Annotated in this window: 14 protein-coding genes and 2 pseudogenes; 8 read left to right on the top strand and 8 right to left on the bottom strand. The window is 66.1% G+C overall.

The features are described from left to right. Positions 1-22 precede the first annotated feature (22 nt). The 5 genes from ACRRRO_RS18175 (at position 23) to ACRRRO_RS18155 (ending at position 4,486) form a co-directional block, all read left to right on the top strand. Positions 23-226, top strand: a complete 204-nt coding sequence (locus ACRRRO_RS18175) for a hypothetical protein (RefSeq protein WP_424796235.1) — start codon at positions 23-25, stop codon at positions 224-226. Next, positions 223-1,149, top strand: a complete 927-nt coding sequence (locus tag ACRRRO_RS18170; RefSeq protein ID WP_434080683.1) for an AAA family ATPase — start codon at positions 223-225, stop codon at positions 1,147-1,149. Before ACRRRO_RS18175 ends, ACRRRO_RS18170 begins: the two co-directional genes overlap by 4 nt. Next, positions 1,070-2,821 (top strand): hypothetical protein, encoded by a 1,752-nt coding sequence (locus tag ACRRRO_RS18165; RefSeq protein WP_434080682.1) that lies wholly within the window; start codon positions 1,070-1,072, stop codon positions 2,819-2,821. The genes ACRRRO_RS18170 and ACRRRO_RS18165 overlap by 80 nt, the downstream gene beginning before the upstream one ends. Before the next feature lie 530 nt (positions 2,822-3,351). Continuing rightward, positions 3,352-3,816 (top strand): OsmC family protein, encoded by a 465-nt coding sequence (locus tag ACRRRO_RS18160; protein WP_424796233.1) that lies wholly within the window; start codon positions 3,352-3,354, stop codon positions 3,814-3,816. 10 nt (positions 3,817-3,826) lie between these two features. Beyond that, entirely contained in the window at positions 3,827-4,486 is a 660-nt protein-coding gene (locus ACRRRO_RS18155) for a class I SAM-dependent methyltransferase (protein WP_424785881.1), read from the top strand. A 20-nt stretch (positions 4,487-4,506) separates the two neighbouring features. Here the strand turns inward: ACRRRO_RS18155 and ACRRRO_RS18150 are convergent, their stop codons facing one another. The 4 genes and pseudogenes from ACRRRO_RS18150 to ACRRRO_RS18135 all read right to left on the bottom strand — a co-directional run. Beyond that, entirely contained in the window at positions 4,507-5,274 is a 768-nt protein-coding gene (locus tag ACRRRO_RS18150; RefSeq protein ID WP_424796232.1) for an ABC transporter permease, read from the bottom strand. Continuing rightward, positions 5,271-6,217: pseudogene (locus ACRRRO_RS18145) on the bottom strand (ATP-binding cassette domain-containing protein). Before ACRRRO_RS18145 ends, ACRRRO_RS18150 begins: the two are co-directional and overlap by 4 nt. Positions 6,218-6,299: 82 nt before the next feature. After that, positions 6,300-7,130, bottom strand: coding sequence for a zinc-binding dehydrogenase (locus tag ACRRRO_RS18140; RefSeq protein ID WP_434080681.1), 831 nt, complete (start codon positions 7,128-7,130; stop codon positions 6,300-6,302). Between the two features lie 8 nt (positions 7,131-7,138). Further along, positions 7,139-7,312 (bottom strand): annotated as a pseudogene (locus ACRRRO_RS18135) (alcohol dehydrogenase catalytic domain-containing protein); the annotation flags it as partial. A 225-nt stretch (positions 7,313-7,537) separates the two neighbouring features. Here ACRRRO_RS18135 and ligD point away from each other — a divergent pair. Beyond that, a complete protein-coding gene (ligD, locus tag ACRRRO_RS18130; protein ID WP_424796229.1) occupies positions 7,538-8,425 on the top strand; it encodes a non-homologous end-joining DNA ligase in 888 nt (295 codons plus the stop codon). A gap of 4 nt (positions 8,426-8,429) precedes the next feature. On the opposite strand, the gene ACRRRO_RS18125 is transcribed toward ligD, so the two are convergent. The 3 genes from ACRRRO_RS18125 to ACRRRO_RS18115 form a co-directional block, all read right to left on the bottom strand. Further along, positions 8,430-9,209, bottom strand: a complete 780-nt coding sequence (locus ACRRRO_RS18125; RefSeq protein WP_424796228.1) for an alpha/beta fold hydrolase — start codon at positions 9,207-9,209, stop codon at positions 8,430-8,432. Positions 9,210-9,357: 148 nt separating this feature from the next. Then, positions 9,358-9,828, bottom strand: a complete 471-nt coding sequence (locus tag ACRRRO_RS18120) for an SRPBCC family protein (RefSeq protein WP_424785887.1) — start codon at positions 9,826-9,828, stop codon at positions 9,358-9,360. A gap of 63 nt (positions 9,829-9,891) precedes the next feature. Next, positions 9,892-10,272, bottom strand: a complete 381-nt coding sequence (locus ACRRRO_RS18115) for a VOC family protein (protein WP_424796227.1) — start codon at positions 10,270-10,272, stop codon at positions 9,892-9,894. A 319-nt stretch (positions 10,273-10,591) separates the two neighbouring features. Here ACRRRO_RS18115 and ACRRRO_RS18110 point away from each other — a divergent pair, with 319 nt between their 5' ends. Beyond that, positions 10,592-11,029 carry a hypothetical protein gene (locus tag ACRRRO_RS18110; protein WP_434080680.1) on the top strand — a complete coding sequence of 146 codons (438 nt, stop codon included), beginning with the start codon at positions 10,592-10,594 and terminating at the stop codon, positions 11,027-11,029. A 20-nt stretch (positions 11,030-11,049) separates the two neighbouring features. Continuing rightward, complete coding sequence (locus ACRRRO_RS18105) at positions 11,050-11,457, top strand: hypothetical protein (RefSeq protein ID WP_424785890.1); 408 nt, start codon at positions 11,050-11,052, stop codon at positions 11,455-11,457. Positions 11,458-11,567: 110 nt separating this feature from the next. Here ACRRRO_RS18105 and ACRRRO_RS18100 read toward each other — a convergent pair whose 3' ends face one another. Beyond that, the gene (locus ACRRRO_RS18100) at positions 11,568-12,530 is read right to left on the bottom strand and encodes a glycine betaine ABC transporter substrate-binding protein (RefSeq protein WP_424785891.1); all 963 of its coding nucleotides are present in this window, start codon (positions 12,528-12,530) and stop codon (positions 11,568-11,570) included. Between the last annotated feature and the right edge of the window lie 29 nt (positions 12,531-12,559).

Raw genomic sequence — 12,559 nt, 5'->3', positions numbered from 1 at the left:
TGACGCAAGGAGGAGCATCGCGGTGAGCGCCCTGGTTCCCAATCTTCCAGAGCTGATCGCCCGGCTGGGTGACGGCAACGACGCCCGCGCTGTCGCTGAAGCGTTCGATGCGGAGACAGTCGAGGCAGCACGCACTTCCCTGCAGCGGATCACCGAAGCTTGGGAGGGGCGTACCGCGGAGGCGGACACCGAAGTGATTGCAAGCCGAGGTGAGACGCCTCGATGAGGATCAGCTACATCGAGATCTGTGGCTTTCGCTCCTACGGACCGCAGCCACAACGAGTTGAGTTGAACACCCCGATCACGGTGATCCACGCCGACAACAGCCAAGGGAAGACGAGTCTCGCTGAGGCCTTCGAATTCCTTTACACCGGCAGCACATCCCGACGTCAACTCGGTGGTGGAAGCCCAGGCGAGTTCGAGGGCGCCCTACGCAACGCTCATCTTCCGGCATCTGCTGAGGTATACATCGAGGCTGAGATATGTCTCCAGGATGGCAGCCGCAAGATCCTCCGCCGCCAGTTGATCGACGACTACCAGGGGGCGGCCGACTGCGTCAGCGTCCTGTCGTTGGATGGGATTGACATCGGCTCAGTTACCGAAGCCGGAATGCAGCTGTCCGACCCACCGCTTGCGGCTCCCGTTCTACTTGAACATGCCCTGAGATACGCCGTTTCGGCGAAGCCGGGCGAGCGGAGCGACTATTTCAAGGCGGTGCTTGAGGTCGCGGACCTCGATCTGCTGCGCTCAGAACTCGCAGCTCTGATCAGTGAACGAGAGGCGCAGCCTAGGGAACTTTTGGTAGCAAGGCTGGAGGGTCTGCGTTCACATCCTCAAATCGGCCCGCTTGTGGCGTCCACCTCACCGTGGACCGCGGCTCAGCTCTCCACGTCGCTCGTCTCTGCGCTAAACACTCTCGTACCTCCTGCCGAGAATGAGCCGCAGCCCGCACGCGAGCTGTCGACCGCAGTTGCACGAGTGACGAACGAGCTCACTGCGCGCGCGCACGAACACACTGCTACCACTCACCCAACTCCGCCCGTCGACCGCTGCTATGCCTTCACAACGCATGCGACTTTTCGATGCACAGTCGCCGACGCCTGGCGGTCGCTCATCAGCGACCGAGCAATCATTTGCCGCGGAACTTGATAGCTATAACGACGCCGTGTCGAGAGTGGACGCCTCAGTAGCAAAGGTTCTGCCGCTATTCCATGCGGTTCTTGGCGTTGACGGTCTTCCTCAACATCCGGGCGATGGTCCAGTAGACTGCCCGGTCTGCCAGACGCCTGCATCACTGACTGCCGAGAGGGTAGAAGTGATCCGGCACCAGCTGGCAGATCAAGAGGGCCTGACTGGCGCGAGTACCAAACTTCGTGCTGCGATCACGCAGCTTTCGAATGAGCTCGAAGCCGCTGGGAGCTGGGCAAGCGCGAGCATTCCGGCAGCTGCCGGATGGACAGCTGACGGTCGGGCGGCCCACGAGTCTGCTGTCGCTGAACTTTTAGGAGAAACAGACTCCTTCGTCGCCGTCGCGCAGCTTGCGCAAACCCTGAAAGCCAGCGCACAAACGGTTCAGGGACATGTCGACGACTCTCTGGCGGCGATCGAGCACATCCGAGAGCAGGTGAGCAGAAACACCGCAACAACCAGGGCGGATTTCGAGGCTCTAATGAGTGCCGAGGAAGAGCTTCGACAAGCGTTGACCACTCACAAGTCTCTCTTGTCACAGGCAGCGGCCGATGTGGAACCTGTCATCAGCGTGCTGGAGCCCGTGCTCGCCGCAAGGAGCAACACGACCGGATGGACCGAACTGCTTGAGCTCGCCCGAGCTGAGGATGCGCTGCTGGAAGCGCTCGAACGCCAGCGCCTCAGGGATGCAGCGACGAGTCGGCTGAAGAGCGCGCAGCGAAAGATCACGAGCGCAGCTAAAGAGGTCGTTGACCAGAAGCTAGAACTCATGGCCGCCGAGATTCGTAAGTGGTGGTCATTGATGCGGCCCGACGAGCTAACTGCTTTTGATCGCTTGGCTCGACGCGGGGCTGGCAGCCGCTACCTGGATCTGACGGCTTCGCTGGTTCCTGAAGCTGATGCGTCGGGCGTGGTGCGTAACGCATTGGCGGTCTTGAGCAACAGCCAGCTGAACGCGCTCGGGCTGGCGACATTCCTCGCCCGGTGCCGTCAGCTTGGGAGCGCGATGATCTTCCTTGACGATCCGGTGCCCGGAAGCGATCGGGAACACAGATACACGTTCGCGGACAAGGTGACCTCGGAGCTGCTTTCGAGCGGGGTGCAACTCGTAGTCACGACCCATGATGCGGAACTCGCGAGAACCCTTCAGTCCCTCTACCAGCATCTGGGCACTGGCGAGTATTCGGCTACGCTCATCGACCCACGGCAAGGTACCACTGTGCTCCGTACGGGGGACGACTTCGAACGACTCATGTTGAACGCGCAAGGACAGATGAGTTCGCCACTCCACGAGAATCGCCGCTCGGCCGGAAACAGTCTACGAATCGCCACGGAGCGCTTGGCAAAACACATACTCATCGCGGCGCGGCAATCCGACGATGACACCCAAGCTTCATTGGCTGACTACGAGGGGAAAAACCTGCGTGATCTGCGTCCCTTGGTGGTAGCACGCTGCAAGGCACCGAACGAGCCCGGTCAATGGCAGACCCTCGCGCGAATCCTCAACGACTCCGATCACGACACTGACCCTCCTCAGCCCGCCGACTTGAAGACGTGCTACGACATGCTCAGAGACATCAAACGACGACACGGCGTCAGTACCTCGTCGTCGGCAGTGGCTCAAGCAGCATAGGCACCGCCGTCGGGCGGACCTTTCCGGCACCTGGCGAGGTGGACCAATGAGGTGACCAACAGCCCGCAAACTCTGCAAAATGTGATGCGCAGAGCGTGCCCCTGAAAAGCAAAACCCCAGGTCAGGTGGGCTACGAGCGCTGATCCTGGCACCTGGGGGTCAAGGGGTCGTGGGTTCAAATCCCGCCAGCCCGACGCAGGGGGGCCTCTGACCAGCATGAACGTTGGTCAGAGGCCTTCGTCATGCTCACCTCAGGCGTCATCGCCGTCGTCATGCCCGCACTCGCTGCACAGTTGCTGCTCATGCGATGGCCGTAGGCGTTGGGTCTGCGTGACGAACACGTCGATCGGGGCCTCGTGCGCCGGCCACTACACTCAGTCCACGCCAATCGCCGGGACTGCTGGCCGATACTGGGGAGTCCGCGAATCCCCGAGACAGCGGTGCAGGCCGGATATCTACCGGATCCTCCGAGGAGCCGTGGACTCATCCGGCCGGCCCGGCAAGCCCACGACTCGGACCAGGGAGTAGCAGTGACCGATCACAGCCAGTCAATCGAGCCCGATGAGCGCGGCGGCGCGCCCGGCCATCGCAGCGTCGAATTGCAACGCACCTCCCTGGGTCATTACGAGGTGCGCAACGCCCGAGGTGGTGTGATCAGCCTCGGGGACGGGACCGGCACGGACTTCACACCGGTTGAGGTGCTGCTGGCCGCGATCGCCGGGTGCTCCAGCGTCGATGTGGATCACATGACCAGCCGCCGCGCCGAGCCCGAGGAGTTTACCGTCCGGTGCAGCGGCACGAAGATCTCCGACGACGACGGCAACCACCTGCAGGACGTCGAGGTCACCTTCCACCTGCGCTTCCCGGCCGGTGCCGAGGGCGATGCCGCGCGGGCCCGGATCGCGCCCGCTATCAAGGCCAGCCATGACCGGGAGTGCACGGTGTCGCGGACCGTGGAGCTGCCCACACCCGTCACGATGCGTACCGCCGACTGAGCCGGCCGGTATGACCGATCAGGCGGGCAGCGAGGGGTCCACGCGGACCGCCTACGACACGGTCGCCGCCGACTATGCGCGGGCGATCCAGGACACGAACCAGGAGCACCCGCTCGATGTGGCGATGATCGCCGTCTTCCTGGCCGAGGTGGGCGCCGGGCCGATCCTGGACGCGGGCGCCGGCGCCGGCCGGCTCACCGGCTATGCTTCCGCACGCGGAGCCGACATCCGCGGGATGGACCTGTCCCCGGGCATGATCGCCCAGGCCAGGAGCACCTACCCCGACCTGCGCTTCGAGACCGGATCACTGTTGGACCTGCCCTACCCGGCCGGCAGTTTCGACGGCGTGCTGCTCTGGTACTCGGTGATCCACCTGGGTGATGACGAGCTGGGGCGGGCCCTGAGCGAGGTGGCCCGCGTGACCCGTCCCGGTGGCTACCTACTCCTGGCCAGCCAGGCCGGCTCCGGCGAGGTGGACCTGCGCCCGGTCTACGCCCGCATGGGGCATCAGGTGTCCTTGACCCGGCACCGGCGCACCGCGGAGGTGTTGGCGGCAGCGCTGGCCCGGGTCGGGGCGAGGGAACTGGCGCGACTGGTGCGCCGGGGCAGCCCCACTCACGAACGGGACGACCAAGCCGTGATTCTCGCCCGATTCGGGCCACCTGAATAGTCGCCGCCCGCCTGCTCTGTTCACAGTTCCGTCCGCTTCAGCGCCAGGGATGCCACGCCGAGGCTGATGACGGTGAGCACGGCGGTGCTGATGAGCGGGCCTATCGTCATGAGTATCCCGTCGGACAGGACCGGCCCGGCTATGCGTGCCAGACTCCAAGGCAGTATTTCGAAGGCGCGGGGCGCGGTAGCGACGAGGAGGTCGGTGCCGAATATGCCGGCCAGCGGCAGCGCGACCACCAGGGCGCGCGACCAGGTCAGCGCACTGAGCATGAGCACCACGGCGAGGTGGAAGACCGCGAGGCAGCCGATGAGTGCGACGGCACCGAGCCACTGGTCCAGCGGCCACAGCGCTCCGTCGGCAAGGGAGAGTTGGGCCAGCACGCCGAGCCATGGCACGAGGACGATCACGACGAACAGGGCGAGGGCGTGGCCGAGGAACTTCGCCGCAAGCAATGCGCTACGAGCCAGCGGTTTGGACAGCATCCACTCCAGCACGCCGCTGCGCCGTTCATCGAGCAGGATGCCCTGGGCGGTGACGACCACGCCGATGGAGGCCAGAATGCCTGCCATGCCAGCGAATTGGACCGCACTCTCGGTGGGGGTCATGTCGCTCGCGCCAGCGGCGACGTCGAGCCGGGGCAGGACCCAGAGCACCAACACGAGCAGCGCGTTGGTCAGAGCGGACCACACGAGGGCCTGCGTCCACCACCGCCGGGTGTTCCACCAGGAACCTGATTCCCGACGGAACTGGTTGGTCAGCCCGGACAAGGTCGATGGCGATCTCATCGAACGTCTCCCTCCACGACGTTGATGAACACGTCCTCGAGTTCGGACCTGCGGCGACCGAACTCGACCACCCGGACCTCGTCGTGGCTCAGGACCAGCCGCAGCAGTTGAGCCTGGGCGACCTCCTCGTCACTCACCCGGACCGTGAGGGAGACTCGGTCGTCGCCGGGGACCTCGCGGATCTCGGTTACCCAGGGCTGAGTCCGCATGCTGGTCACGGCGGGACCGACATCCCCGGTCAACGTCAGGACGAAGGTGTCGGCCTCGTCGAGGAGATCGACCATTGAGGACTGGAGGACACGGCGTCCGTTCCGCAGGATTGCGACCTCGTCGCTGATCTGCTGGACGTCGTCGAGGATGTGGGTGGAGTAGAAGACGGTCGTTGTCTCCTTCAGTCGGCGCATGACGTCCAGGACATCGCGTCGGCCCAGCGGGTCCAGCGCCGCGGCGGGCTCGTCGAGAATGAGAAGCCTGGGGCGGTGGATCTGGGCCTGCGCAATCCCCAGTCGTTGCCGTTGGCCACCGGAGAGTTCACCGGAGCGGGCGTCAGTCTTCGCGGTCAGACCGACCAGGTCCAGTGTCTCAGTGATGTCGTCCTCGACGCGGGCGTCGGGGTCGAGGGGGTAGAACCCACGAGCGTAGCGCAGCACCTGCCGGGCTGTGAGGTCCTCATGAAACCGTGGCTGCTGGGCGAGGTAGCCGACCTGCCTGCGCACCTGCATGCTCGCGCGCTGACGATGTCGGAGCCGAGTACCTGCGCCGTGCCACCCGAGGGCGCGGCCAAGCCCAGGAGCAACCGCATCAGGGTGGTCTTGCCCGCCCCGTTCGGACCGAGAAACCCGAACAGAGACCGCTCGGGGACCACCAGATCGAGCCCATCGAGAGCGATGACCCCACCGTAGTGCTTGGTGAGGCCCTGGCAGGAGATCGCCGGTGCTCCCATGACTTCACGCTATCGACGGTCAGAACGGCAGGCCAGGGTCCTTGGTCCCGAGGCTGTCCGAACGCCGGCTCGGGCGTCGGCGCTAATGAACCAGCACGGCCTTGACCGCTTCACCCGCGTTGGTCGCGGCGATCGCCTGCTCCAACTCGGCGAACGGGTACGTCGTGACCAACTTCTCGAGCGGGAAGCGTCCCTGCCGCCGCAGTTCGAGCAACTGGGGGATGAACACACGCGGCACCGAGTTGCCCTCGACAATCCCTTGTACCCGCCGGCCCAACTGCATCACGGGCAATAGGTCCAGTGTCATTCCCGGTGCGGCTCCGACGATGCCGAGGTTGCCGCCCCAGGCCAGACCATCCACCAGTCGGGTCAGTACCGGCGCCACACCGGTGGTGTCGAACGCATGGGTGGCTCCTCCGCCGGTCAGGTCGTGGATCTGTTCGACCTGGTCCTCCTCGTTGCCGTCGATCACGTGTGTCGCGCCGAGGTCGCGGGCCAGTGCCAATCGCTCGGGAATGATGTCGACCGCGATGATGGTGCCCACACCGGCCGCGGCGGCAGCGAGCAACCCGCTCAGCCCCACGGCGCCAGTCCCGGAGATCACGAGGGAGTCGGTGGGCCCGGGCCGCAGCACGTTGAGGATCGCACCGGCGCCGGTCTGCACGCCGCAACCCAAGGGTCCCAGGAGGTACTCGTCGTCGGGCGCCACCCACTCGGGCACCTTGGCCAGGTCGCGCTCGCTGACGAGCGCATGCGTACCGAAGGAGGACTGACCGAAGAAGCTCGACCCGACCGGCTGCCCGTCCGCTGTGGCCTTGTAGGACCGTCGGCGCGGGCCAGGGCGAAGTTGATGTCGTTGAACTGCACGCAATTGAACGGGCGGCCCGTCAGGCAGGTCCGGCAACGTCCGCACGATGCGTAGGAGGCCATCACCCGGTCGCCCTCGGCGAAGTCGGTCACGCCCGCACCGACCGCCTCGACCACGCCGATGCCCTCGTGCCCGTAGACCGCCGCCGGAAACTCCGCCTGATGGAACACATCGCGGGCGAACAGGTCCGTATGGCATAAACCGGTGGAGTGGTAGCGGACCAGCACCTCGTCCGGACGGGGATCACCGAGTTCGATCCCGTCGGCCAACTGGAAGGTGCCGCGCGGCTCGCGGAGCACGTGCGCGCTGATCGGGGTGGTCACGACTGCCTCCTTACGGCTGGTTCCCACACCGTAGGGCAGAACCGGGGCCCCAGCGAGAGCACGGGCCGGCGGCGCATCCTGCCGTCGCCCAAGTTGCCGCGCCGGTCCGTGGCGCGCACGCTGGCGGGCATGAGTGTGACCATCGCCGGGGTGGACGTCAGCAAACCGCAGAAGGTGCTGTTCCCGGCAACGGAGACCCCGGAGGTGACGAAGGAGGACCTGGCCCGCTACTACGCCGGTATCGCCACCATCATGCTGCCGCACGTGCGGGGCCGTCCGATCAGCATGCAGCGATTCCCCGATCGGATCGAAGGGCCCTCGTTCTACGAGAAGCGGGTGCCCCGACACTTCCCGGACTTCGTTGCCACCGTGCAGGTGCGGACCGCGGACGGTCCGCAACGTCAGGTGATGATCGAGGACGAGGCCACCTTGGTCTATCTGGCCCAGCAGGCGTGCCTCACCCCGCACACATGGTTGAGCACGGCTGCGGACCTGGATCATCCGGACCAACTGATCTTCGACCTTGACCCCACCGTTCCCGGGCTCGGGGCGGTGCGGCGAGCCACCGTGATGGTGGGGGAGGTGCTGGACGACCTGGGGCTGCGCACCTTCCTCAAGACCACCGGCTCGCGCGGGTACCACGTGGTAGTACCGCTGCGGCCCGAGGCGGACTTCGGGACCGTACGTGCCTTCGCCCGCACGGTCGCGGAGGTCCTGGTGCGCCGCGCTCCGGACCTGCTCACCCTGCAGTCGCGGAAGAAGAAGAGGGGCGATCGGGTGCTGGTGGACGTGCAGCGCAACGGCTACGGGCAGACGGCGGTGCCCCCGTACGCGGTCCGGGCCCGGCCCGGTGCCCCGGTGGCGGTGCCGATCAGGTGGGACGAACTCTCCCGGATCGAGCCGGCTGGGCACACGATCCGCACGATCAATCGGCGCCTGGCCCAGGTACAGGACCCGTGGCAGGTGTTCTCGGAGCACCGCCAGGATCTGACCCGCGCCCGTGAACGCCAGGCGTGATCGATCAGTCGGCGCCCGCTGACGCCAGCAGATCACCGCGCAACCAGACACTGCGCAGCGATTCCGCGAGCCGGCTCGGCTCTTGACGATGTGGCGGGTCGAAGTGGTGCCGCTGGTGAAAGACCTCGAGCGTGAAGTCACGGAATACGCCTCCGAGCCGTTCTGCGATCTCGCCGTACTGGTCGGGGTTGCTCAAGCCGCCGAGCGCGAAGTAGACAGGACGGTCGAACCGCCTCAAGGCATTGCGGTCCAGAGCGTAAGTCTTGAAGGTGCGCACGAGGGCCCGGATCCCAGCGGGCCTTCGGGACATCCACACCGGCGGTGGCGCTGATCGCGGCTCAGGCAGCCGAACCTCGGACCGCACCTGTAACCGCGTGAAGGCCGCCACGAAATCCTGGTGCGAAAGTTGAGCCAGCGCGTCGTACTCGGACCACAACCGCTCGTGCCTCGGGCTCCAGTCCCAGTGGCCGCCCCACGCCGGTTCGAGCAGACTCAAGGTCAACAGGCGCGACGGCTCCGATGCCGCACACGCCAGGGCTGCGGCGCCACCGCCGGAGTAGCCCACCAGGTGAAAGCGAGTCCACCCGCGAGCCCCGGTTTCACGCAGAACCCCGTCGACCTCCGTGTCCAGGGAGTAGTCCGCCGGCGGGGAGGCCCCGCGATAGACCTCGAGGTCCTTGACTATCGCCTCGACGTCATCGCCCAACAGGTCAACGAGTCCGGAGTAGGCCAGCGGCGCGGGAAGTACGGCTCCGGGCAGGAAGACAACCTTCGATGCGCTCACTGTTCGCCTCCGATCGGAGAATTGATCGAATCCGTACCGGCGTGCGGAGCGCCGGCGAGAACACCATTCCTCAACGGGTTCGGGACCACGCCTTCCCACTCTTCTGCGACCGCGAGATAACCCTGTCTTGGGGTCGTGAACAAACTCCCTAGAGCGTGGGAGTCCGCTCGAAGGAGGCTTTCAGGGCGTCGACTGTGATGGTTCGTTCCTTGACTGCGAAGCGCCGCCAGATGGGCGTGCCGAGGCGCCACAGCCCGTAGGAGATCAACTTGCCGCGATGGCGGACCCGTGTCTCGTTGTCACCGGCGGGTTCCAGTCGGTAACTCGGCCAGCCTTCGAACTTCAGCGTGCCCGACTTCGACGTCTCCCACCAGTGAAAGATGACCGTGTGGGGCGCCGTCATCTCGACGATCTCCCCGGGCATGGTGCCCTGAGTCGTTTCATCGACGAAGGTCGTTCCGACGCCGGGCTCGCCGGGAGAAGTCTGCCGAGTGTGCTTCAGCATGCTTCCGGTGTCCGCCATCCAGTCGTTGTGCCCCTCGATGTCGACCAGGCGTGCGAACACCTGCTCGATCGGCGCCCATATCGTGCGCTTGAGCTCGAACTCGATCGGCTTCACACGATCAAGCATCCTCCTCGGGCCGACGAACCACAAGGCTTTCGACGTCGCCGTCGGCACGGATCAGGCTGCGTCGGACCGCTTCACCCAGCACAGGCAGAACGGGTGCCCGGCCGGGTCGGCGTAGACGCGGAAGCCCTCGCCGGGGGCTTCGTCGTCGACGGCTTTGAGCAGTACGGCCCCGAGCGCGAGTACCTCCTCGTGCGCCTCCTCGATGTCCGCGACCCACAGGTCCAGATGGATCTGTTGCGGGTTCCCGTCGGGCCACTGCGGCGGCACGTGCTCAGGGGCCAACTGCACCGCCACCTTGGCGCTGCCGTCCACGAGCACGGTGTGCCAGTCGTCCTCAAAGTCCACGGTCCCGCCGAGCACGCCGGCCCAGAACCGACTCTCGGAGTTCAGGTCGGCGGCGTCGAACACCACCACCTGATGAGTGATCTCCATGGTTGCCTCCACGCGCCCATACCGCTGCCCGGTCCGGAGCGCCGGGACTGATGTGCACATGATAGCCAGCACAGCCCCTACGATCAGTGCCGATGAGCAAGGAGAAGCCGGGCAACGGCAGGCCGCTCAAGGCCTTCCACTGGTGGCAGGGTCTGTGGCGGAGCGTCTTCGCCATCGAGCACGACGACGCTCACTGGCACGTCGAGGTCGACTTCCTGGACTGGGACGGACGCGCGTCGCGCTCTACCGCGACCGACGCCAGGACCGCACCCAGAGGTTGCCGGCCCGGTTCGGCCTCGATGACGGATCCAGGATCGAGGTGCGCACGAGCACCTATGGCATCCGGCGGGCCCACCTGGTCAGCCCCGAAGGGAGGGAGCAGCAGCTCGTCCCGGTTCCCGGCAGCGCCGAACGGTGGCGCGCGGACCTGGAGCGGCGACGGCCGGGGCTGAGCACCACGATCAGCGTGACCTCCTTCGTGGTGCTACTCGCGGTGATCGTGCTGCAGGTGCCCCAGGGGCTGGAGTGGCTGGCCGATCTCAGCGACGAGGTTGCCCCCGAACTCCCCGAGAACCTCTCCGGTCTGGTCGGGGTCCTGGGGCAGTTCAGTTTCACCTCCCCCTGGAATCTCGGATCGGTGCTGAACACGAGCATCACCGTGGCCGGCCTGCTGGCGCTGCTCGAGCGAGCCCTGCGACTGCGTTACTCCTGGTGGCTCGATGGTCTCGAGGGCATGGACGGGGCCTGGAGCGGGTGACCCCCACCTAGACTGCCCCCATGAGCTTTCTCAAGCGATTGTTTGGCCGGGACTACGAAGTCTCCAGCCCGACCCAGGCGGCCGGTTCGGCGCAGCCCGGTCAGGTCGACACGACGGCCAAACCAGGCCCCGACGATGCGGTGCAGGCGGCCGAACCTGCCCGGTTCGTCGTCGAGCAGACCTTCACCCAGACCGGCCGGGGGACGATGGCCGTGGGCAAGCTCGCCAGCGGCTACCTGACTGAAGGGGATCACGTGCGGGTGCTGCGCGGTGGTGAGTCCTACGACTCCGGCACCGTGCAGCGGCTGGAGGTCGGCCGACGTCGGGTGGAGCGGATGCCCCCGGGAACCAACGGTGGAGTGCTGGTGGAGGGGATGGCGCAGCCGATCGCGTCGGGGGATGAGATCCACCCCGGTCCCAGCAACTGACCCTGACCCAGCCGTAGCCGGGCGTACCGTCGCTGCACGTGCTCGGCCGGAGAGACAACGTGGGGCCCGGCCGGACGGCCGGGCCCCACGTTCGTCAGGAACGCTGGTCCTTAGTTGAAGACCGAGTCCACGATGTCCTGGTTGTTCTCGATCCACTCGCGCGCGCCGGCGGCCGGGTCGCCCTCGTGCACGTTCACGATCAGATCCTCGAGTTCACCGAACTGGTCGTTGTCCAGGACGGGGAAGTTGCCCATCGCCTCGGCGACTTCCGGGAACTCACTGGAGAACTCGGAGTTGGCGATGAAGTTCAGGGACTCAGGCTCACCGAGCGCCTGCTCGGGGTCCTCCAGGTCCTTCACCGGGTACTCGGCGTTGGCCCAGAAGGGGTGCCACAAGGTCACCACGACATCCTCCTCGGCGTCGATGGCGCTGCTCAACTCGGTGAGCATCGCCGCGGTGGAGGACTCGACCAGGGTGAAGTTCTCATCCAGCCCGTAGGTCGGGAACACCGAGTTGGCGGTGACGCCCATGTGTCCGGCGCCCGCCTCGATTCCGATGACCTGGCCGTCGAACATGTCCGGGTTCTCGGCCAGTTCCGGGATCGAGTCGATCTCGGTGTACTCCGGGACGGCGAGCGTCAGGACCGCACCCTCGTAGTAGTGGCCCAGGTCCTCCAGGTCATCGCCGTAGGTGTCCATGTACTCGGCGTGCGTGACCTCCGGCCATGCGGAGGGGTAGACGTGGTAGTCGCCGCCGGCCACGGCGGTGTACAGCGGCCCGGCCTGGCCGATCTCTTCGATCTGCACCTCATAGCCCTGGTCCTGCAGCATCTCCTGCCACAGGTAGCCCATGCTCAGGCCGTCGGTCCAGTCGGGCAGGATGCCCAGGATGACCGGACCCTCGGCGCCGGCGGCGCCGTTCTCGTCGCCGTTCTCCTCGGTATCTGCGCCGTTGTCGGTCGCAGCGCCGTCATCGTCGGTGTCGGTGTCGCCGTTGCAGGCAGCCAGTAGCAGTGCGCTCGCAGCGGTCACGGCGAGCAGGCTCCGGGTACGTCGTGGGGAGGTGGTCCTCATCTGGTTTCCTTCCATGTCGGGGCCGCCGC

Origin of the sequence: Sanguibacter sp. Z1732 (assembly GCF_051020515.1) — a bacterium.
Lineage (GTDB): Bacteria > Actinomycetota > Actinomycetes > Actinomycetales > Beutenbergiaceae > CALKWS01.
The sequence above is the reverse complement of the archived record's forward strand: the minus strand, read 5'-3'. Positions and strand labels throughout refer to the sequence as shown.

Bases quoted from the DNA above. Each gene is read 5' to 3' on its own strand.
- ACRRRO_RS18170 (WP_434080683.1), top strand. From the start codon at position 223: ATGAGGATCAGCTACATCGAGATCTGTGGCTTTCGCTCCTACGGACCG.
- ACRRRO_RS18165 (WP_434080682.1), top strand. From the start codon at position 1,070: ATGCGACTTTTCGATGCACAGTCGCCGACGCCTGGCGGTCGCTCATCA.
- ACRRRO_RS18155 (WP_424785881.1), top strand. From the start codon at position 3,827: ATGACCGATCAGGCGGGCAGCGAGGGGTCCACGCGGACCGCCTACGAC.
- ACRRRO_RS18150 (WP_424796232.1), bottom strand. From the start codon at position 5,274: ATGAGATCGCCATCGACCTTGTCCGGGCTGACCAACCAGTTCCGTCGG.
- ligD (WP_424796229.1), top strand. From the start codon at position 7,538: ATGAGTGTGACCATCGCCGGGGTGGACGTCAGCAAACCGCAGAAGGTG.
- ACRRRO_RS18115 (WP_424796227.1), bottom strand. From the start codon at position 10,272: ATGGAGATCACTCATCAGGTGGTGGTGTTCGACGCCGCCGACCTGAAC.
- ACRRRO_RS18105 (WP_424785890.1), top strand. From the start codon at position 11,050: ATGAGCTTTCTCAAGCGATTGTTTGGCCGGGACTACGAAGTCTCCAGC.
- ACRRRO_RS18100 (WP_424785891.1), bottom strand. From the start codon at position 12,530: ATGAGGACCACCTCCCCACGACGTACCCGGAGCCTGCTCGCCGTGACC.